18 protein-coding genes are annotated in these 19341 nt (G+C 71.8%); 9 read left to right on the forward strand and 9 right to left on the reverse strand.

The genetic code is table 11. From position 1 onward, the window contains the following. The first annotated feature begins 36 nt into the window (after window positions 1–36). The gene (locus ACFC96_RS04450) at window positions 37–495 is read left to right on the forward strand and encodes a type II toxin-antitoxin system PemK/MazF family toxin (RefSeq protein WP_376254459.1); all 459 of its coding nucleotides are present in this window, start codon (window positions 37–39) and stop codon (window positions 493–495) included. Here the strand turns inward: ACFC96_RS04450 and ACFC96_RS04455 are convergent. Further along, a complete protein-coding gene (locus ACFC96_RS04455) occupies window positions 470–1327 on the reverse strand; it encodes a TIGR02452 family protein (RefSeq protein WP_376610167.1) in 858 nt (285 codons plus the stop codon). The genes ACFC96_RS04450 and ACFC96_RS04455 overlap by 26 nt on opposite strands. A 216-nt stretch (window positions 1328–1543) precedes the next feature. On the opposite strand from ACFC96_RS04455, the gene egtA reads away from it, so the two are divergent. From egtA to egtD, 4 genes are read left to right on the forward strand one after another with little or no spacing between them, the layout of a single operon-like run. Continuing rightward, window positions 1544–2836, forward strand: coding sequence for an ergothioneine biosynthesis glutamate--cysteine ligase EgtA (egtA, locus tag ACFC96_RS04460; RefSeq protein ID WP_376610168.1), 1293 nt, complete (start codon window positions 1544–1546; stop codon window positions 2834–2836). Next, entirely contained in the window at window positions 2833–4167 is a 1335-nt protein-coding gene (egtB, locus tag ACFC96_RS04465; protein WP_376610170.1) for an ergothioneine biosynthesis protein EgtB, read from the forward strand. Before egtA ends, egtB begins: the two co-directional genes overlap by 4 nt. Next, window positions 4167–4919 (forward strand): ergothioneine biosynthesis protein EgtC, encoded by a 753-nt coding sequence (gene egtC, locus ACFC96_RS04470; protein WP_376610172.1) that lies wholly within the window; start codon window positions 4167–4169, stop codon window positions 4917–4919. The genes egtB and egtC overlap by 1 nt, the downstream gene beginning before the upstream one ends. Further along, window positions 4916–5878: an L-histidine N(alpha)-methyltransferase gene (egtD, locus tag ACFC96_RS04475; protein WP_376254471.1), complete on the forward strand. Its 963-nt coding sequence runs from the start codon at window positions 4916–4918 to the stop codon at window positions 5876–5878. The genes egtC and egtD overlap by 4 nt, the downstream gene beginning before the upstream one ends. 27 nt (window positions 5879–5905) lie before the next feature. Here the strand turns inward: egtD and ACFC96_RS04480 are convergent, their stop codons facing one another. Next, window positions 5906–7210: an extracellular solute-binding protein gene (locus ACFC96_RS04480; RefSeq protein WP_376610174.1), complete on the reverse strand. Its 1305-nt coding sequence runs from the start codon at window positions 7208–7210 to the stop codon at window positions 5906–5908. Window positions 7211–7423: 213 nt separating this feature from the next. Here ACFC96_RS04480 and ACFC96_RS04485 point away from each other — a divergent pair, with 213 nt between their 5' ends. Continuing rightward, a complete protein-coding gene (locus ACFC96_RS04485; protein ID WP_227298938.1) occupies window positions 7424–7639 on the forward strand; it encodes a dodecin in 216 nt (71 codons plus the stop codon). A gap of 119 nt (window positions 7640–7758) precedes the next feature. On the opposite strand, the gene ACFC96_RS04490 is transcribed toward ACFC96_RS04485, so the two are convergent. Beyond that, window positions 7759–8247: a hypothetical protein gene (locus tag ACFC96_RS04490; RefSeq protein WP_376254477.1), complete on the reverse strand. Its 489-nt coding sequence runs from the start codon at window positions 8245–8247 to the stop codon at window positions 7759–7761. 72 nt (window positions 8248–8319) lie between these two features. Between ACFC96_RS04490 and ACFC96_RS04495 the strand changes: the two genes are divergently transcribed. Then, entirely contained in the window at window positions 8320–9327 is a 1008-nt protein-coding gene (locus tag ACFC96_RS04495) for an LLM class flavin-dependent oxidoreductase (RefSeq protein WP_376610176.1), read from the forward strand. A gap of 69 nt (window positions 9328–9396) precedes the next feature. Next, a complete protein-coding gene (locus tag ACFC96_RS04500) occupies window positions 9397–11781 on the forward strand; it encodes an ATP-binding cassette domain-containing protein (RefSeq protein ID WP_376610178.1) in 2385 nt (794 codons plus the stop codon). Here ACFC96_RS04500 and ACFC96_RS04505 read toward each other — a convergent pair. The 5 genes from ACFC96_RS04505 to ACFC96_RS04525 all read right to left on the reverse strand — a co-directional run bounded on the left by ACFC96_RS04505 (window position 11767) and on the right by ACFC96_RS04525 (window position 17172). Further along, window positions 11767–13278, reverse strand: a complete 1512-nt coding sequence (locus tag ACFC96_RS04505) for an acyl-CoA synthetase (RefSeq protein ID WP_376610180.1) — start codon at window positions 13276–13278, stop codon at window positions 11767–11769. The genes ACFC96_RS04500 and ACFC96_RS04505 overlap by 15 nt on opposite strands. 50 nt (window positions 13279–13328) lie before the next feature. Next, the gene (locus tag ACFC96_RS04510) at window positions 13329–13472 is read right to left on the reverse strand and encodes a hypothetical protein (RefSeq protein WP_376610182.1); all 144 of its coding nucleotides are present in this window, start codon (window positions 13470–13472) and stop codon (window positions 13329–13331) included. A gap of 332 nt (window positions 13473–13804) precedes the next feature. Beyond that, window positions 13805–14551, reverse strand: a complete 747-nt coding sequence (locus tag ACFC96_RS04515; RefSeq protein WP_116506030.1) for a succinate dehydrogenase/fumarate reductase iron-sulfur subunit — start codon at window positions 14549–14551, stop codon at window positions 13805–13807. Beyond that, window positions 14548–16497, reverse strand: a complete 1950-nt coding sequence (locus ACFC96_RS04520) for a fumarate reductase/succinate dehydrogenase flavoprotein subunit (RefSeq protein WP_376254493.1) — start codon at window positions 16495–16497, stop codon at window positions 14548–14550. The genes ACFC96_RS04515 and ACFC96_RS04520 overlap by 4 nt, the downstream gene beginning before the upstream one ends. 3 nt (window positions 16498–16500) lie before the next feature. After that, entirely contained in the window at window positions 16501–17172 is a 672-nt protein-coding gene (locus ACFC96_RS04525; RefSeq protein WP_340458212.1) for a succinate dehydrogenase, read from the reverse strand. A gap of 131 nt (window positions 17173–17303) precedes the next feature. Between ACFC96_RS04525 and ACFC96_RS04530 the strand changes: the two genes are divergently transcribed. Further along, window positions 17304–18185, forward strand: a complete 882-nt coding sequence (locus ACFC96_RS04530) for a LysR family transcriptional regulator (protein WP_116513166.1) — start codon at window positions 17304–17306, stop codon at window positions 18183–18185. A 423-nt stretch (window positions 18186–18608) separates the two neighbouring features. Here ACFC96_RS04530 and ACFC96_RS04535 read toward each other — a convergent pair whose 3' ends face one another. Further along, the gene (locus tag ACFC96_RS04535) at window positions 18609–19334 is read right to left on the reverse strand and encodes a VOC family protein (RefSeq protein ID WP_376610183.1); all 726 of its coding nucleotides are present in this window, start codon (window positions 19332–19334) and stop codon (window positions 18609–18611) included. Window positions 19335–19341 lie beyond the last annotated feature (7 nt).

Genomic DNA, 19341 nt, shown 5'->3' on the forward strand with positions numbered 1-19341 from the left:
TGCGGGTTGGGCCAGTCAGGGCCTAACGTGACCCGCGTGACTGCCTTCATCGATGACCCGCATGCCCACGAGCAGCCCGGCCGTGCCGGCGCCACCGCCACGGTCGAGGCCGCGCCGCGCGAGGTGGGCCGGGTGCGCACCGAGTACGCGCCCGCCCATGACGGCGATCCGGATCCCGGTGAGATCGTCTGGACGTGGGTGCCGTTCGAGGAGAACGACGGCCGCGGCAAGGACCGCCCCGTGCTCGTCGTCGCCAGGGAGGCCGCCGGCACGCTGCTCGCCGTCCAGCTGTCGAGCAAGCGGCACGACCACGACAGGGAGTGGGTGCCGATCGGCACCGGGCCGTGGGACGCCGCGGGCCGCGAGTCGTGGGTGGCGATCGACCGTGTCCTGCGGGTCCATGAGCGGGGCATGCGGCGCGAGGCCTGCGCCCTGGACCGGATGCGGTTCAACCTCGTGGTGCTGCGCCTCAGGGAGCGGTACGGCTGGCGCTGACCGCCGGCGGGGCCGCGAAGGCCCGCTCGAAGGCCGTCCTGGTCCGCGCGTGCGGCGTGCGGTCCAGGACGCCGAACACGATGTGGTCGAAACGGCCCGCGAACCGGCCGCCTTCGCCGAGGAGCGCCCGGAACGCGGCGGCGACCTGCGCCGGGTCGTTCTGGAAGACCCCGCAGCCCCAGGCGCCGAGCACGAGGCACCGGTAGCCGTGGGCCGCGGCCGTCTCCAGGACCCGCTCCGCCCGTGACGCGAGAGCACCCGCGATCTCGCCCGCCCGCTCCGGGGTGCGGCGGCGTATGACGCCCGCGTTCGGCGCGGGTGAGGTGAGGAAGCCCGCGGTGTAGGGCTCGTCCAGCAGCCGTCCGCGGTCGTCCCGGAAGACGGGGACGCCGGGTGAGTGGATGACCCGGTCCGTGTAGAAGGCGTCGCGGTTCTCGCGGTGGTGGTCGTAGAAATCGCGGGCCCGCAGCAGGCACGTGTAGAGAGCCGAGGCCCGGCACAGGGCTTCCTCCTGGGCCTGCGCGCCGTTGAGATAGCCGCCGCCGGGGTTGCGGGCCGAGGCGAAGTTCAGGACGGCGACGGGGTCCTGCCCGGCGGTGACCAGGCGGCGTGCGGCCTCCAGGCTGGACTCGGCGGTGACTTCGACGGCCGTGTCCGCGTGCCAGCCGGGCTCGGGCACCTCGACCGGAGCCGGTCCGTACGTGCGTGTCGCGTCCCGCGCGGCGGCCACCGCCGCCGCGATCGGCACGACCGCTCCGCCCGGCGCCGTGTAGCGCCCCGCCGCGACGATCTCCTCCGTCTGCTGCGCGATCCCCCGCAGGCGGGCGCTCACGCCCGCTCCCCCGTGGTCGTTCTCATGAACGCATGATGTGCGCCGGGCGACACCGCGAGCAACAGATTTTCACTCTCCGAGGGGCACTCTTGTGCGATTCGCTGTGAGGGTTTTGGGTGGTACGAGCACTGCCCCGGCCCGGCCCATCCCCGTCGAGTCGACGGCTCGGCCCCTACCAGGGACTATGAAGGCGTACGGATCAGGAGGATCCTGAACATGCCCGAAGGAGACTGTACGGAGCTCGGCACGGCGGCCCTGGTCACCGAGGCCGAGGTGGAGGCGCTGGTCCGCGGGATCTGCTTCAAGACCGGACCGCCTCGCACTGTGGGTGTCGAAGTGGAATGGCTCGTCCACGAGCCGCGCAGGCCGCGGCTCTCCCTACCACCCGAACGGCTCGACGCGGCGTACGCCGCGCTGGGCGCCCTGCCTCTCAGCTCGGCGCTCACCGTCGAACCCGGCGGCCAGCTGGAGCTGAGCTCCCTGCCCGCCGCTTCGCTCATGGACTGTGTGTCGGCCGTCTCGGCGGATCTGACAGCGGTCCGCACCGCACTCGCCGCCCGTGGTCTCGCGCTGACCGGCCTCGGCACCGATCCCTGGCGCCCGCCGCGACGGCTGCTCCACGAGCCGCGCTACGACGCCATGGAGACCTGGCTCGACCGGGCCGGGCCCGCGGGCCGCGCCATGATGTGCTCGTCGGCGTCGGTGCAGGTGTGCCTCGACGCCGGGTACGAGGAACCGGGTCCGCTCGGCCACGGCAGGCGCTGGCGGCTCTCGCATCTGCTGGGCGCCGTCCTGGTCTCGGCGTTCGCCAACTCACCGCTGCTGTGGGGGCGTCCGACCGGCTGGCGTTCCACCCGCCAGGCCGTGTGGGAGGAGATCGACCGCGGCAGGTCCGGGGCGCCGCCTCTCGACGCGGAGCCGCGCGAGGCCTGGGTCCGGCACGTCCTGGACGCGCCGGTGATGTGCGTCCGCCAGGACAGCGGTCCGTGGGCCGTGCCGGACGGCATGTCCCTGCGGACGTGGCTGCGTACCGGTGGGCCGCGGCCCGCCACGCTCGGCGACGTCGAGTACCACATCTCCACCCTCTTCCCGCCGGTGCGCCCGCGCGGCCACCTCGAACTGCGCATGATCGACGCCCAGCCCGGCGACGACGGCTGGATCGTGCCGCTCGCCGTGACGACCGCGCTGTTCGACGACCCGGAGGCCGCCGAGACCGCGTACCGCACCGTGAAGCCGCTGTCCGAACGAGCGGGTCCGCTGCCCGCGCCGCACAATCAGCTGTGGCGCGACGCTGCGCTGCTCGGCCCTTCGGACCCCGAGCTCGGCGAGGCGGCCGTGACCTGTTTCGCGGCGGCGCTCGACGCGCTGCCGAGGCTCGGCGCATCCCCCGGGGTGCTCGCCACCGTCTCCGCCTTCATGGACCGCTATGTCGTGCGGGGCCGGTGCCCCGCCGACGACGTGCTCGACCACATCGATGCCCCCGCCCCCGGGAGGACCGTCACCTCATGACCGCACAGAGCGAAGACACCGCCCCGGACCCCGCGGCGCTGCGGGAGCGCGCGCGGACCGCGCTGCTCACCGCGCGGGACCGCACGACGCTGCTCACGAGCTGTGTCGAGGGGCCCGAACTGACCGCGCAGCACTCTCCGTTGATGTCTCCGCTGGTGTGGGACCTGGCCCACATCGGCAACCAGGAGGAGCAGTGGCTCCTGCGCGCGGTCGCGGGCCGCGAGGCGATGCGCCCGGAGATCGACCCGCTGTACGACGCCTTCGAGCACCCGCGGTCCGAGCGGCCGAAGCTGCCGTTGCTGGCGCCCAAGGAGGCCCGTGGTTACGCGGCCGAGGTGCGCGGGCGCGCGCTCGACGTCCTGGAGAGCACACCGTTCCACGGCACGCGGCTCACCGAGGCGGGTTTCGCGTTCGGGATGATCGCCCAGCACGAGCAGCAGCACGACGAGACGATGCTGATCACCCACCAGCTCCGGGCGGGTGCTCCGGTGCTGACGGCGCCGGATCCCGACCCCGTCGCTCCGGCGTTTCGCGGGCCGTCCGAAGTCCTGGTGCCCGGCGGTCCGTTCACGATGGGGACGACCACCGAGCCGTGGTCGCTGGACAACGAGCGCCCCGCGCACGCGCGTCTGGTCCCGCCGTTCCACATCGACACGGCGCCGGTCACGAACGGCGCGTATCTGGCCTTCATGGACGACGGCGGCTACGACGACTCCCGCTGGTGGACGCCCGAGGGCTGGGCGCTGGTGCGGGACAACGGGCTGCGGTCGCCGCTGTTCTGGCGGCGTGAGGCCGGTCAGTGGCTGCGGCGCCGCTTCGGGGTGACCGAGGTGGTCCCGCCGGACGAGCCCGTCGTGCACGTCAGCTGGTACGAGGCCGACGCGTACGCACGCTGGGCGGGCCGACGCCTGCCCAGCGAGGCCGAGTGGGAGAAGGCGGCCCGTTTCGATCCCGCGTCGGGGCGGTCGATGCGCTACCCGTGGGGGGACGCGGACCCGACGCCGGAGCGCGCCAACCTCGGCCAGCGCCATCTGCGCCCGGCCCCGGCGGGCAGCTATCCGGCGGGGGAGTCCCCGCTGGGCGTGCGGCAGTTGATCGGCGACGTGTGGGAGTGGACGTCGAGCGATTTTCTGCCCTACCCGGGGTTCGTGGCCTTCCCGTACCGGGAGTACTCGGAGGTGTTCTTCGGCCCGGACCACAAGGTGCTGCGCGGCGGCTCGTTCGCCGTGGACGCGGTGGCGTGCCGCGGCACGTTCCGCAACTGGGACTACCCGGTGCGCCGGCAGATCTTCGCCGGCTTCCGCACCGCGCGTGACGGGGAGGGTGCCTGATGTGCCGCCATCTGGCCTACCTGGGCCCTGCGGTGCCCCTCGGCGACGTGCTCGTGGCGCCGCCCCACAGCCTGCTGCGCCAGTCCTGGGAGCCGCGGCGCCAGCGGCACGGGACCGTGAACGCCGACGGCTTCGGCGTGGGCTGGTACGCGGACACGGACCCGGTGCCCGCGCGCTATCGCAGGGCCGGGCCCATCTGGGGCGACCAGTCGTTCGCCGACCTCGCGCGGGTCGTGCGCTCGGGGGCCGTGCTCGCCGCGGTCCGTGACGCCACGCTCGGCGGTGCGGACGGTGAGGCCGCGGCGGCACCGTTCGCCTGTGGCCCGTGGCTGTTCTCCCACAACGGCGCGGTGACCGGCTGGCCCCGCTCGCTCGCCGCGCTGACCACGTCGGTGCCGCCCGTCGACCTGCTGTCCCTGGAGGCCCGCTGCGACTCGGCGTTCGTGTGGGCGCTGCTGCTGTACCGGCTGCGCTCGGGCGACGACCAGGGGCAGGCCCTCGCCGACACCGTCCTGGAGGTCGCCGAGGCCGCGCCGGGATCCCGCCTCAACCTCCTGCTGACCGACGGCGAGACGGTCACCGCGACCGCCTGGGGCGACAGCCTCTGGTGTCTCGCCGAACCCGGCCGCACCGTCGTCGCCTCCGAGCCCTACGACGACGATCCGCACTGGCACGAGGTGCCGGACCGCACCCTGCTCGCCGCGAGCCGCACCGACGTCCTGCTGACCCCGCTCAAGGAGCCCTCCGCGTGAGCCCGTACCAGCTGACCCGCACCCTGCCCGAGGACGCCACCGGCGCCGCCCTGCGCTCCGATGTCCTCACCGGCCTGACCGGCACGCCGAAGACGCTGCCGCCCAAGTGGTTCTACGACGCGCGCGGCAGCGAGCTGTTCGACGAGATCACGACCCTGCCCGAGTACTACCCGACGCGCGCCGAGCGGGAGATCCTGCTGGCCCGCTCGCAGGAGATCGCCGACGCCACCGGCGCCCGCACGCTCGTCGAGCTGGGATCCGGCTCGTCGGACAAGACCCGCCACCTGCTCGACGATCTGCCGGACCTGGAGACGTACATCCCTGTGGACGTCAGCGAGAGCGCGCTGCGGGGCGCCGCCGAGGCGCTCGGCGCCGAGCGGCCAGGGTTGCGCATCCATGCGCTGATCGCCGACTTCACGCTGGCGCTCACCCTGCCGGACGCCCCGGGGCCGCGCCTGGCCGCGTTCCTCGGCGGCACCATCGGCAACCTCCTGCCGGCCGAGCGGGCCACGTTCCTGACCGCCGTACGCGCCCTGCTGCGGCCCGGGGACATGCTGCTGCTCGGCACGGACCTGGTGAAGGACGAGTCGGTCCTCGTCGCGGCGTACGACGACGCGGCGGGCGTGACTGCCGCGTTCAACAAGAACGTGCTCGGCGTCATCAACCGCGACCTGGGCGCCGACTTCGACCCGGGCGCCTTCGAGCATGTCGCCCTGTGGGACGCGGACAACGAGTGGATCGAGATGCGGCTGCGCTCGACGGCCGCGCAGACCGTCAAGATCCCGGCGCTCGGCCTCGCGGTCGACTTCGAGGACGGGGAGGAGATCCGCACGGAGATCTCGGCGAAGTTCCGCGAGGACGGCGTGCGGGCCGAACTGGCGGGCGCGGGGCTGCGTATGACGCACTGGTGGACGGACGCGCAGAACCGCTTCGCGCTCTCCCTCAGCCGCGTCGACTGACGGCCGGGGTGCCCGGGGCGGGGCGGGTCACGGCCCGCTGGCGTCCAGCTCCTTGGTGATCCGGCGGGAAGCCGCCCTGGCCTCCTCGGCCGGGGCGGCCCCGGCGAGCACCTTCGACATGTACGCCTTGATCGGGTTGTCGGCCTCGACCTTCGCCCACAGCGGGGACACGGGCGTGGCCCGGCCGCGTGCGGCGCCGGCCGCCATGGCGGCCACGCCCGGCTCGTCGGCGACGGCGTCGCTCAGCGTCGTCTTGTTGGGCACGTAGTTCATGGTCCTGGCGAGGTCCTTCTGCCATTTCTCGCCGGCCAGAGCCTTGACGACCGCGACGGCTCCGTCGCGGTCGTCGGTGTTCTCGGGCACGACCAGGTCGGAGCCGCCGGTGAAGACGGACCCCGGCTTGGCCGCTGTCTTGCCCGGGATCGGGAAGAAGCCCAGCTTTCCCTTGAGTTCGGGGTTCTGCTCCTCGACGGCCTGGGCGACGCCCGGCACGGCGACGATCTGGCCGACGTCGCCCTTCGCGAACTCCCCCGACTGCGGCGGGTGTTCCTCGTCGGCGTCCTTGGGACCCCGGCCGAGGGCCTGGAGCTGCCGGTAGAACTCCATGCCGCGCAGCGCCGCCGGTGACTGGAGGCTGCCCTCCCAGATGCCGCCGTCCTCCGTGGCGAGGTCGCCGCCCTCGTCCCAGATGAATCCGGCGAGTGTGTACCAGTCCTGGCCGGCGAGGTAGATGCCCTGGTCACCGCGGGTGTTCAGGCGCCGCGTGACGTCGAGCCACTCGGCGCGGGTGCGGGGTGGCCGCTTGATGCCCGCCTTCGCGAACAGGTCCTTGTTGTAGATCACCACCCGGTTGGCCGCGTACCAGGGGATGCCGTACTGGCGTGAGTGGAACATGCCGGGTTCGGCGAGTCCGGGCAGCCAGTCCTCCATGCCGAAGTCGCGCGCGGACTCCAGGCTGAGGTCGAGCAGTCCGCCCTCGTCGACGTACTGGGGGACCTGGGTGTTGCCGACCTCGATGACGTCGGGAGCCGGTCCGTCCGCCGCGTCCTTGCTCGCCGGGTCGCCCTGCGCCCGGCCCAGGGCCGCGCTCACCTTCTCGCCGATGCCGGTCCACTCCTGGATGCGGATGTCCAGGCGCAGGCCGGGGTTCTTGTCCTCGAAGCTCTTCGTGAACCGCTTCAGGAACGCGTCCGAGGCGCTGTCCTTCATCAGCCAGACGGTCACCGTGCGCTGCTCGTCGCCCCCGCCCGGCAGATAGGCGCAGCCCGAGAGCAGCGAGGCGGACACGAGGGCGAGGGGGATGAGGGACGCGGCGGTGCGGCGGTGCTTCACGTAGGTCACTTTCTGCCTGCGGACAGGGAGGGGCGGCCCGACGTGGGGGTGAGCGTGACGCTCGCACGGGTGTGGCTGGATTTTGGTATGGACCATTCTGGCGGTCAAGGGGGTGACGGCAGGTAAGTCGAACATCTGCCCTCTCGCTCGCGGTCCGCGGTGACCTGAGGCACCGTGGAGAGGACGTCCACCGCACGGGCCGAGGAGGCCTCCATGTCCGATCACACGTACCGGGTCACAGAGATCGTCGGCACCTCCCAGGAGGGGGTCGACCAGGCCATCCGCAACGGCATCGCCCGCGCCTCCCAGACCCTGCGCGGCCTGGACTGGTTCGAGGTGTGCCAGGTACGCGGCCACATCGAGAACGGGCAGATCGAGCACTACCAGGTCGGCCTGAAGGTCGGCTTCCGGCTGGAGGACGAGGCCTGACGGCGCGCGCCGGGCCCCCTCAGGTCCGGTCCGACCCGCGTGGCGGGCCCGCCCAGGTCCGGTCCGACCCGCGTGGCGGGCCCCCTCAGGTCCGGTCCCGAACCCGCGTGGGGGCCCGCTCAGGTCCGGCCCTCGCGCTCCTGGGCGTCCTTCAGCGCCTCGGACCCGCTCGCCCACCGGGCGCGTACGACGGTGAAGCCCGCCCGTTCGGCCTCGTCGCACACGAGCTCGTCGTCGTCGACCAGCATGCGGACCTCGCGGTCGCGGGAGAGCGTGCGCAACATCTCCAGTTTGGTGCGGCGCGCGGGCCTGCGGTCGTCGTTGCGGCGCATCCGGACGCGCCCTTCGGGCAGGCCCTGTTCGGCCAGCCAGGCCACGGTGTCGGCGCGGCAGCGCTCCGGCCTGCCCGTGAGGTAGACGACCTCGCACTCGAGGGCGCTCTCCCGCGCCAGCTCGACGCCGCGCGCGAGCGGCGGATCGTCCGGCGCGGCCGCGAAGAACGCCGGCCAGTCGCGCGGGCTGCGCTCCAGGAAGCGCTGGCGGTGAGCCGTGTCGGCGAGGGTGTTGTCGAGGTCGAAGACCGCGAGAGGTCGTGTGTCCTGGGCCATGGATTCCAGCCTAAGGACGGCCCGGCCCAGCGGTGCGGGAATCCTGACATCGCCACGACGTTGAACCAAGGCGTGAGCACCGTGATCGCAACGACCCGCTTCTCCGTCCTGGACCGCTCCCGCACCCGAGAGGGCCACACCGGTCCGGACGCGCTGCGTGACACCGTCGCGCTCGCCCAGGACCTGGAGCGCCTGGGCTACCACCGGGTCTGGGTCTCCGAGCACCACGGCGTGCCGGGCGTCGCCGGCTCCGCGCCCACCGTGCTCGCGGCGGCGATCGCGTCGGCCACGCGGACGATCCGCGTGGGCACCGGCGGCGTGATGCTGCCCAACCACCAGCCTCTGCTCGTGGCCGAGCAGTTCGGGGTCCTGGAGTCCCTGTTCCCGGGCCGGATCGACATGGGCCTGGGCCGTTCCGTCGGGTTCACCGACGGCGTCCGCAAGGCGCTGGGCCGGGACAAGGACGATGCGGACGACTTCGCGGCACAGCTCGACGAACTCCTCGCGTTCTTCACCGGTACGTCGGCCACGCGCGTCCACGCCCGCCCGTCGGAAGGCCTCACGGTGCCGCCGTTCGTGCTCGCGATGGGCGAGGGCGCCTCGATCGCCGCACACGCGGGCCTGCCCATGGTGATCGGCGACTTCCGGAACCGGGAGAAGATGCTGCGCGGCATCGACCGATACCGCGCCGAGTTCCGCCCGTCGGCCTGGGCCGCAGAGCCGTACGTGGTGATCTCCGGGACCGTCGCCGTGGCCGGCAGCGAGCCGGAGGCCCGCCGGCTGCTGATGCCCGAGGCCTGGTCGATGGCGTACGCGCGCACCCACGGCACGTTCCCTCCACTGCCGCCCGCCGAACGCGTCACGGCCGGGGAGATGACCGCCAAGGAGCGCGAGCTGTACGAGTCCGGGCTGCAGGGGCACATCGTGGGCACGGAGCAGCAGGTCACGGCCGGCCTGGAGACCGTGATCAATGACAGCGGGGCGCAGGAAGTACTGGTCACGACCAGTACGTACGACCGCGAGGGGCTGTTGGAGTCGTACCGGAGGCTGGCCCGGGTCGCGCACCTGACCGCGGCCTAGAATCGTGGGGTTTGCCCCGGCCGCCGGCTGGCCGGGCCCTCACCGCCGTACACCCTGGAGCCGCATCGCATGCCCCCTGTGTCCGACACCGCCACGCCCGACCCCCGCCACGACGGCTTCGTGCGGGTGCGCGGGGCCCGCGAGCACAATCTGCGCGGGGTCGACGTGGACATCCCCCGGGACGTCCTCGCGGTGTTCACGGGGGTGTCCGGCTCGGGCAAGTCCTCGCTCGCGTTCGGCACGATCTACGCGGAGGCGCAGCGCCGCTACTTCGAGTCGGTGGCTCCGTACGCGCGCCGCCTCATCCACCAGATCGGCGCCCCCAAGGTCTCCGGGATCACGGGTCTGCCGCCGGCGGTGTCGCTGCAGCAGAGCCGTTCGGCGCCGACGTCCCGGTCGTCGGTCGGCACGGTGACGACACTGTCGAACTCCCTGCGGATGCTCTTCTCACGCGCGGGCACCTATCCGCAGGGCGCCGAGCGGCTCGACTCGGACGCGTTCTCGCCGAACACGGCGGCGGGCGCCTGCCCCGAATGTCACGGCCTGGGCCGGGTCCACCGCACCACCGAGGAACTCCTCGTCCCCGATCCGTCGCTGTCGATCCGCGACGGCGCGATCGCCGCCTGGCCCGGCGCCTGGCAGGGCAAGAACCTGCGCGACATCCTCGACGCGCTCGGACACGACGTGGACCGCCCCTGGCGGGAACTGGCACAGGCGGACCGCGACTGGATCCTGTTCACGGACGAGCAGCCCGTGGTCACGGTGCACCCGGTGCGCGACGCGGAGCGCATCCAACGCCCCTACCAGGGCACGTACATGAGCGCGAACCGCTATGTGCTGAAGACGTTCTCCGACTCGAAGAGCCAGACGCTGCGCGCGAAGGCGGAGAAGTTCCTGGACAGCGCCCCGTGCCCCGCGTGCGGGGGTGCGCGGCTGCGGGCGGAGGCCCTGGCGGTGACGTTCGAGGGCCGCACGATCGCGGAGCTGGCCCGGCTGCCACTGGCGGAGCTGGCCGGGATCCTCGCCGCCGGCGAGGACGCCTCACAGACGGCCCGGGTGCTCACGGACGACCTGCGGGCGCGGATCGCGACGGTCACGGAGCTCGGCCTCGGCTATCTCGGCCTCGACCGGCCGACCCCGACCCTCTCGGCGGGCGAGCTGCAACGCCTGCGCCTGGCCACGCAGTTGAGGTCCGGCCTGTTCGGTGTCGTGTACGTGCTGGACGAGCCGTCGGCGGGGCTGCATCCGGCGGACACCGAGTCACTGCTGACCGTCCTCGACCGGCTGAAGTCTGCGGGCAACTCGGTGTTCGTGGTCGAGCACCACCTGGACGTGATGCGACGAGCGGACTGGCTGGTCGACGTGGGCCCGCGGGCCGGGGAGCACGGCGGGCAGGTGCTGCACAGCGGCCCCGTGGACGGCCTGCGCGACGTCGCGGACTCGGCGACGGCCCGCTTCCTCTTCGACGACTCCCCCGCGCCCGAGCGTCGGGTGCGCGCACCCCAGGGCTGGTTGAAGGTCGGTCCGGTGACACGGCACAACTTGCGGGACGTGCACGCACAGTTCCCGCTCGGCGCGTTCACGGCCGTCACGGGCGTCTCCGGGTCCGGCAAGTCCACCCTGATCGGCGAGATCTCGGAGGAGGTCGAGGGGGTCGGGCGTCTCGTGGTCGTGGACCAGAGGCCGATCGGACGCACGCCCCGCTCCAACCTGGCCACGTACACCGGCCTGTTCGACGTCGTGCGGAAGGTCTTCGCGGGCACCGAGGAAGCGCGGGCACGCGGATACGGCGTGGGCCGGTTCTCGTTCAACGTGGCCGGCGGGCGCTGCGAGACGTGCCAGGGCGAGGGCTTCGTCAGTGTCGAACTCCTCTTCCTGCCGAGCACGTACGCGCCGTGCCCGGACTGCGCGGGCGCGCGCTACAACCCCGAGACGCTCGAAGTGACGTACCGAGGGCGCACCGTCGCGGAAGTGCTCGACCTGACCGTGGAGGCCGCGGCCGGGTTCTTCACGGCGGCGGACGACGACGCGGCCCGGCCCGTGCTGCGCAGTCTGGACACGCTGCTCGACGTGGGCCTCGGCTACCTCCGGCTCGGCCAGCCGGCCACCGAGCTCTCCGGCGGCGAGGCCCAGCGCATCAAGCTGGCGAGCGAGTTGCAGCGGGTGCGGCGCGGCCACACCCTCTATCTCCTCGACGAGCCGACGACCGGCCTGCACCCGGCCGACGTGGAGGTGCTGCTGCGCCAGCTGCACGGCCTGGTCGACGCGGGCCACACGGTCGTGGTCGTCGAGCACGACATGGCAGTGGTGGCCGGCGCCGACTGGGTCGTGGACATGGGGCCCGGGGGCGGCGACGAGGGCGGGCAGGTCGTCGTCGCGGGCCCGCCGCGCGCCGTGGCCGACGCGCCCGGCAGCCGCACCGCCCCCTATCTGGCGCGGCTACTGAGCCGCTGACCGGAGCCGGCCCTTGGCCAGCTTCCCGGTCGGCGTGCGCGGCAGTTCGTCCACGAACACCACCTCCCGGGGCACCTTGTAGTGCGCGATGCGCTCGCGCACGTACGCGATCAGCTCACGTCCCAGCTCCTCTTCCCCCAAGGCTCCTTCGGCCCGCTGCACCACGGCGCGCACGGACTCCCCCATCTCCTCGTCGGGCACACCGATGACGGCCACATCGGCGACCGAGGGGTGCAGGACGAGACAGTCCTCGATCTCCTGGGGGTAGATGTTGACACCGCCGGAGATGATCGTGAACGCCGTGCGGTCGGTGAGATACAGGTAGCCGTCCTCGTCGACGTGACCGATGTCGCCGGTGGTGGTCCAGTTGGGGTGGTCGGGGTGCTGGGCCTCGCGGGTCCGGTCGTCGTCGCGGTGGTACCGGAAGGGCAGCTCGTCGCGCTCGAAGTAGACGACGCCGGTCTCGCCGGGAGGCAGCACCTTCCCCTCCCCGTCACAGATGCGCAGCTCCCCCAGGAGCCCGGCGCACCCGACCGAACCCGGCTTGCGCAGCCATTCCTCCGGGCCGATGAAGGTGATCCCGTTCCCCTCGGTCGACGAGTAGTACTCGTACAGCACCGGCCCCCACCACTCCATCATCCGCCGCTTCACCTCGGCCGGGCAGGGCGCGGCGGCGTGGATGGCGACCTTCATCGACGAGGTGTCGGCGCTCTCCCGCACCGCCTCCGGCAGCTTGAGCATGCGCACGAACATGGTCGGCACCCACTGGCTGTGCGTGACACGATGCCGCTCGATCGCCTCCAACGCCTTCTGCGCGTCGAAGGACTTCATCAGCACGACCGTCCCGCCGGTCGCCGTGACCGTGCCGCAGAACCGCAGCGGCGCGGCATGGTAGAGGGGCGCCGGGCACAGGTACACCGTGTCCTCACCGAAGCCGTACATGGGCTGGAAGAGCAGCTGGTACGTGCTCGGGTCGGTCCGGATGTCCCCGTCGGGCAGCGTGGGTTCGATGCCCTTGGGGCGACCGGTCGTGCCGGACGAGTAGAGCATGTCGGCGCCGCGCGGCTGGACGGGCGGCGGCTCGGCGGACGCGGCCCGCAGCGCTGCGTCGTACGTGCCGTCGTCGAAGCCGAGCCGGTGCGTCACCTCGGGCACCGACTCGGCAACCCGGCGAGCGAGTTCCCCGAGCGTCCCATCGGCGACGATCAGCGCGCGAGCGCCGCAGTCCCGCACGATGTACGCGGCTTCCTCGGCGGTCAGATGGTGATTGACGGCGGTCAGGTACAGGCCCGAACGCATGGCTGCCCAGTAGACCTCCATGACCCGCGGGTCATTGTCGGCGAGCAGCGCCACATGATCACCTCTGCGCAGCCCCACGCCGCGCAGATGATCGGCGAGCCGCAGCGAATTCTCTTCCAACTGCCCATAGGTGAGTGCGGTGTCGCCGTCAGCCATGACGACGGCCGGCCTGGCTGGGTCGTACGCTCCCGGATACATGTAGCGACGTTACGCCGCCGACGTGACAGTGCGTCAGGGGCGTGCGGCGATCAGTCGGGCACGCCGTCCAGCAGGTCCGCGCCGCTCTGCGCGTGCGGACGCCAGTAGCTCCAGCGCTCGTCGGCCTCGACGACAGCGGTCAGTGCCTGCGCCGGTGTCACGGCATCCCTGCCGAGCACCTCGCGAACGGTCACGACCGCGGCCCGCAGGCCCACCAGACCGGCCGACGACAAGTGCCCACAGCCGCCGCGGGCGCGATCGGATCCGAGGCGCCGACCCGCTCCACGAGCGGCGCGAGCCAGCGTGCCCAGCGGTCGTACGCCGGGGCTTCGGCATCGCGCTCAGCGCGGGTGCCGCTCTCGCGGTGCGGCGCCACGCGCCTCCCCGTCGCGGGTCACGATCATGCCGGGAAGCGTACAAGGGGGCTCCGGCAACGCGATGACGGGACCGAGGGTTTGAGCACCACTCCCGGTCCCGCCCACCCCGCGCTGGTCGCGGGACGCCTATCGCCGCATCGATCGGTGGATCAGCGGCTCACCTTGCGCGTCGCGCGCAGCCACTCCTTGTTCATGGCCGCGATCGACGGCAGCGGGATCCCCTTCGGGCACGCCGTCGCGCACTCGCCGGTCAGCGTGCAGCCGCCGAAGCCCTCGGCGTCCATCTGCCCGACCATGTCGAGGACGCGGGTCTCGCGCTCGGGCGCGCCCTGCGGCAGGACGTTGAGATGGTTGACCTTCGCCGAGGTGAACAGCATCGCGGAGCCGTTCGGGCAGGCCGCCACGCACGCGCCGCAGCCGATGCACTCGGCGTGCTCGAACGCGAAGTCCGCGTCGGGCTTGGGCACGGGTGTCGCGTGTGCCTCGGGCGCGGCCCCGGTCGGCGCGCTGATGTAGCCGCCGGCCTGGATGATCCGGTCGAAGGCGGTGCGGTCGACGACGAGGTCCTTCACCACGGGGAAGGCGGAGGCGCGCCACGGCTCGATGTCGATGGTGTCGCCGTCCTGGAAGGACCGCATGTGCAGCTGGCAGGTCGTGGTCCGCTCGGGGCCGTGCGCGTCGCCGTTGATGACGAGGGAGCAGGCCCCGCAGATGCCCTCACGGCAGTCGTGGTCGAACGCGACGGGGTCGTCGCCCTTGAGGATGAGCTCCTCGTTGAGCGTGTCGAGCATCTCCAGGAACGACATGTCCTGCGAGATTCCGTCCACGTCGTACGTGGACATGGCGCCTTCGGCGTCGGCGTTCTTCTGGCGCCAGACGCGCAGGGTGAGCTTCATGCGTAGCTCCGCTGAGTGGGGTGGACGTACTCGAAGACGAGGTCTTCCTTGTGCAGGACGGGGGCGTCGCCGGTGGCGGTGAACTCCCAGGCGGCCGCGTAGGAGAACTCCTCGTCACGGCGGGCGGCCTCGCCGTCCGGGGTCTGGGACTCCTCGCGGAAGTGGCCTCCGCAGGACTCGGCGCGGTGCAGGGCGTCGAGGCACATGAGCTCGGCGAGCTCCAGGTAGTCGACGATGCGGTTGGCCTTCTCCAGCGACTGGTTGAACTCCTCGCCGGTGCCCGGCACCTTGATGCGGCGCCAGAACTCCTCGCGGATCTGCGGGATCCGGTCGAGGGCCTTGCGCAGGCCTTCTTCCGTACGGGCCATGCCGCAGAACTCCCACATGAGTTCGCCGAGTTCACGGTGGAAGGAGTCGGGGGTGCGGTCGCCGTCGACGGCGAGGAGGAGGTTGATCCGGTCCTCGGTCTCGGCCAGCACCTCCTGGACGACGGGGTGTCCGGCGCTCACCTCGTCGCGGTGCGGGTTGCGCGCGAGGTAGTCGTTGATGGTCGACGGAAGCACGAAGTAGCCGTCGGCCAGGCCCTGCATGAGCGCGCTCGCGCCCAGGCGGTTGGCGCCGTGGTCGGAGAAGTTGGCCTCGCCGACCGCGAACAGGCCCGGGATCGTGGTCTGGAGGTCGTAGTCGACCCACAGGCCGCCCATCGTGTAGTGCACGGCGGGGTAGATGCGCATGGGCACCTCGTACGGGTTCTCCGCGGTGATCCGCGCGTACATGTCGAAGAGGTTGCCGTACTTCTCCTCGACGGCCTTCTTGCCCATGCGGCTGATGGCGTCGGCGAAGTCCAGGTACACGCCCTGGCCGCCGGGGCCCACGCCCCTGCCCTCGTCGCACACGTTCTTCGCGGCGCGCGAGGCGATGTCACGGGGCACGAGGTTGCCGAAGGAGGGGTAGATGCGCTCCAGGTAGTAGTCGCGCTCGTCCTCGGGGATCTTGTTCGGCGGGCGGTCGTCGCCCTTGGCCTTGGGGACCCAGATCCGGCCGTCGTTGCGCAGCGACTCACTCATCAGCGTCAGCTTCGACTGGTGGTCGCCGGTGCGCGGGATGCAGGTGGGGTGGATCTGGGTGAAGCAGGGGTTGGCGAAGTAGGCGCCGCGCCGGTGCGCCCGCCACACGGCGGTCGCGTTGGAGTTCATGGCGTTCGTCGACAGGTAGAAGACGTTGCCGTAGCCGCCGGACGCGAGGACGACGGCGTCGGCGAAGTACGTGTCGATCTTCCCGGTGATCAGGTCGCGGGCGACGATGCCGCGGGCCTTGCCGTCGACGACGATCACGTCGAGCATCTCGGTGCGCGCGTGCATCTCGATGTTCCCGGCGGCGATCTGCCGGGACAGCGCCTGGTAGGCGCCGAGGAGGAGCTGCTGGCCCGTCTGGCCGCGGGCGTAGAACGTGCGGGAGACCTGGACGCCGCCGAAGGAGCGGGTGTCGAGGAGGCCGCCGTACTCGCGGGCGAACGGGACGCCCTGCGCGACGCACTGGTCGATGATCTCGACGGAGATCTGCGCGAGGCGGTGGACGTTCGACTCGCGGGCGCGGAAGTCGCCGCCCTTGACCGTGTCGTAGAACAGGCGGTGGACGGAGTCGCCGTCGTTGCGGTAGTTCTTCGCGGCGTTGATGCCGCCCTGCGCGGCGATCGAGTGGGCGCGGCGCGGGGAGTCCTGATAGCAGAACTGGACGACGTGGTAGCCCTGTTCGGCGAGCGTGGCGCCCGCGGAGCCGCCGGCCAGGCCGGTGCCGACCACGATCACGGTGTGCTTGCGGCGGTTGGCCGGGTTGACCAGCTTCGCCTCGAAGCGGCGGGTGTCCCAGCGCTCGTTGACGGGGCCCTCGGGGGCCTTGGTGTCGACGACCGGCTCACCGGTCGCGTACTCCGCGTAGGAATTCATGGGTCAGCTCACCACTCCGGTCATGACGCCCACGGGTACGGCGATGAAGCCGGCCGTGAGCAGCAGCGCGAGAACATTGGCGATGGTCTTCAGGACGCGGTCGCGGGTCGCGTTGCCCACGCCGAGGGTCTGGGCCGCGCTCCAGAAGCCGTGCTGGACGTGCAGGCCGAGTGCGAGCATCGCGGCGATGTAGACGACGTTGCCGTACCAGGTGGAGAAGGTGTCGATCACGTTCTGGTACGGGTGGCCCGGCTGGAAGCCTCCCGGGTGCGCGGTGCCGGTCGTCAGGTCGAGGATGTGCCACACGATGAACAGCGCGAGGATGATGCCGCCCCAGCGCATGGTGCGCGTGGCGTAGCTCGAACGGGCCTTCTTGTGCACGTACTTGGCCGGGCGGGCCTTGATGTCGCGGCGGCTCAGCTGGTACGCGGACGTGGCGTGCGCGACGACGGCGGCCACGAGCACGACGCGGACGAGCCACAGCGTCCACTCGTAGTGCATGAACGGCTCACCGACGGTGCGCAGCCAGTGGGCGTAGTGGTTGAACTCGCCCGACCCGAAGAAGATCTTCAGGTTGCCGATCATGTGGACGACCAAGTAGAGCAGCATGATCAGGCCGCTCACGGCCATCACTGTCTTCTTGCCGACGGACGAGTCCCAGAGCGTACGCGTCATGGACGGCCGTCGGTCCGTCCGTGTTGCCAGAGCCATGTCCTGCACGCTAGGGCCGAAGGGCCCGATCGGTCCAAGACATGGTACGGCTCATTTCCATAGGCATGGACTATCGACCGACTACTGTGAGGGTCATGCAGTTCCAGCAGCTCCAGTACTTTGTCGCGGTCGCCGAGACCCGGCACTTCACCCGGGCGGCCGAAGTGGTCCATGTCGCCCAGCCGTCGCTGTCCCAGCAGATCCGGTCCCTGGAGCGGGAGCTGGGCGCCGATCTCTTCCTGCGGGCCCGCGGGAACATCACGCTCACCGACGCGGGTGAGGCGCTCCTTCCGCTGGCCCGCCGCATCCTCGCCGACGCGGACACGGCCCGGCAGGAGGTGCACGAGCTGGCGCAGCTCAAGAGCGGCCGGGTCCGCCTCGGCGCCACGCCCTCACTGTGCACGGGCCTGCTGCCCGACGTGCTGCGCACCTTCCACGACCGGTATCCCGGCATCCGCCTCATGATCGAGGAGGGCGGCTCCCACGACCTCGTACGCGAACTCGCGCGCGGAGCGCTCGATCTGGCGCTCGTGGTGCTGCCGCTGCCCGCGCCGGCGCCCGCGCTGACGACCGTGGAGCTGCTGCGTGAGGACCTGGTGGTGGTCTCGTCGCCGGACGCTCCGCGGCCCGGACGGGGGCGGTCCGTACGCATTTCCGATCTTGAGGGTGAGCGACTTGTGATGTTCCGGCACGGCTACGACCTGCGGGAACTGACCGTCGCCGCTTGCCGGGCGGAGGGGTTCGAGCCGGATTTCGCCGTGGAGGGCGGCGAGATGGACGCGGTGCTGGGGTTCGTGCGGGCGGGGCTCGGGGTGGCGGTCGTGCCGCACATGGTCGCGACGCGGGTGGGGGCCGATCTGCGAGTGACTCCGCTGGCCCGTCCCGGGCTGCACCGGACCATTGCGCTGGCCCATCGCAGCGATGTGGCTCCGCCTCGGGCCGCGCGGGAGCTTCAGCGGATGTTGTTGGAGAGGTGACGTGTCGGTGCCGGGTTGTTGTGTGCGGGTCGTCTTTGGGGGATCGCGCAGTTCCCCGCGCCCCTGATCGTGGGGGCTGAGGCCGGATTCCAGGTGCGGCATGCCGTCGCTTTTTGCGCCGTTCCCCGCGCCCCTGATCGTGGGGGCTGAGGCCGGATTCCAGGTGCGGCATGCCGTCGTATTTTGCGCCGTTCCCCGCGCCCCTGGCCGTGGGGGCTGAGGCCGGATTCCGAGTGCGGCATGTCGTCGCTTATTGCGCAGTTCCCCGCGCCCCTGAACATCCGCCCCCTGAACGTCCGCGCCGTTCCCCGCGCCCCTGAACATCCGCCCCCTGAACGTCCGCCCCCTGATCGTCCACCCCCCGCGCCTCTGAACGTCCGCGCCGCTCCCCGCGCCCCTGAGCGTGGGGCTGAGGGGCCTTGGTTACTCGGGGCGTCTTGATGTCAGGCAGTACGTCGTGGCCGATGGGTCCTGTAGGACCAGCCAGTGGGTGCCCCTCGACCGGAGCGTCGCGCCCAGCGATTCGTGCCAGGTGCGCGTTGCCTCGATGTCCGTGCAGGCCAAGTCCAGGTGGGCGCCTGTGGGGCGGGGGGTCGTGAGGCGTTGCAGCAAGATGCGTACCGGGAGTTCCGCCGGGGGGCGGATCGTGTGGAATTCCGGGAGCGTGCCCGGCGCCGCGGTCCATCCGGTGAAGACCGTCCAGAAGTCGATCTCCGCGTCGTACACCGCCGGGGCCAGGTCCACGCACACCTGGTCCAGGCGGCTCGTCGACCCGTCGGGGGCCGTGACGGGGGCGGGGCGCCGGTGCTCGCCGGACCACGGGACCAGGCAGAACGGCTGGCCGCCGGGTGAGCGCAGGACCTCCAGGCCGTCCTCCGCGTGGACGGGTGTCGCCCCGAGGCGGCGCGCCAGGCCCGCCGTCCGAGCGAGGTCGTCCACCGCGAAGTCCAGGTGGGCGCCTGCCGGGCCGGTGACCGCCTGCGCCTTCAGGTACGGATCGGCCGAGTCGTCCGGCAGCAGCGTCGCGAACTCGTCGCGGTCGCCCCGGTGCGCGGACAGCCGCGTCCCCGTGACCCGCGTCCAGAAGTCGCAGGTCGCCCCGAAGTGGGCCTCCGGCCGGTCGACGAAGGCGTACACCCAGCGGATCACCCGGCCC

Origin of the sequence: Streptomyces sp. NPDC055955, from assembly GCF_042270245.1 — a bacterium.
Taxonomy (GTDB): domain Bacteria; phylum Actinomycetota; class Actinomycetes; order Streptomycetales; family Streptomycetaceae; genus Streptomyces.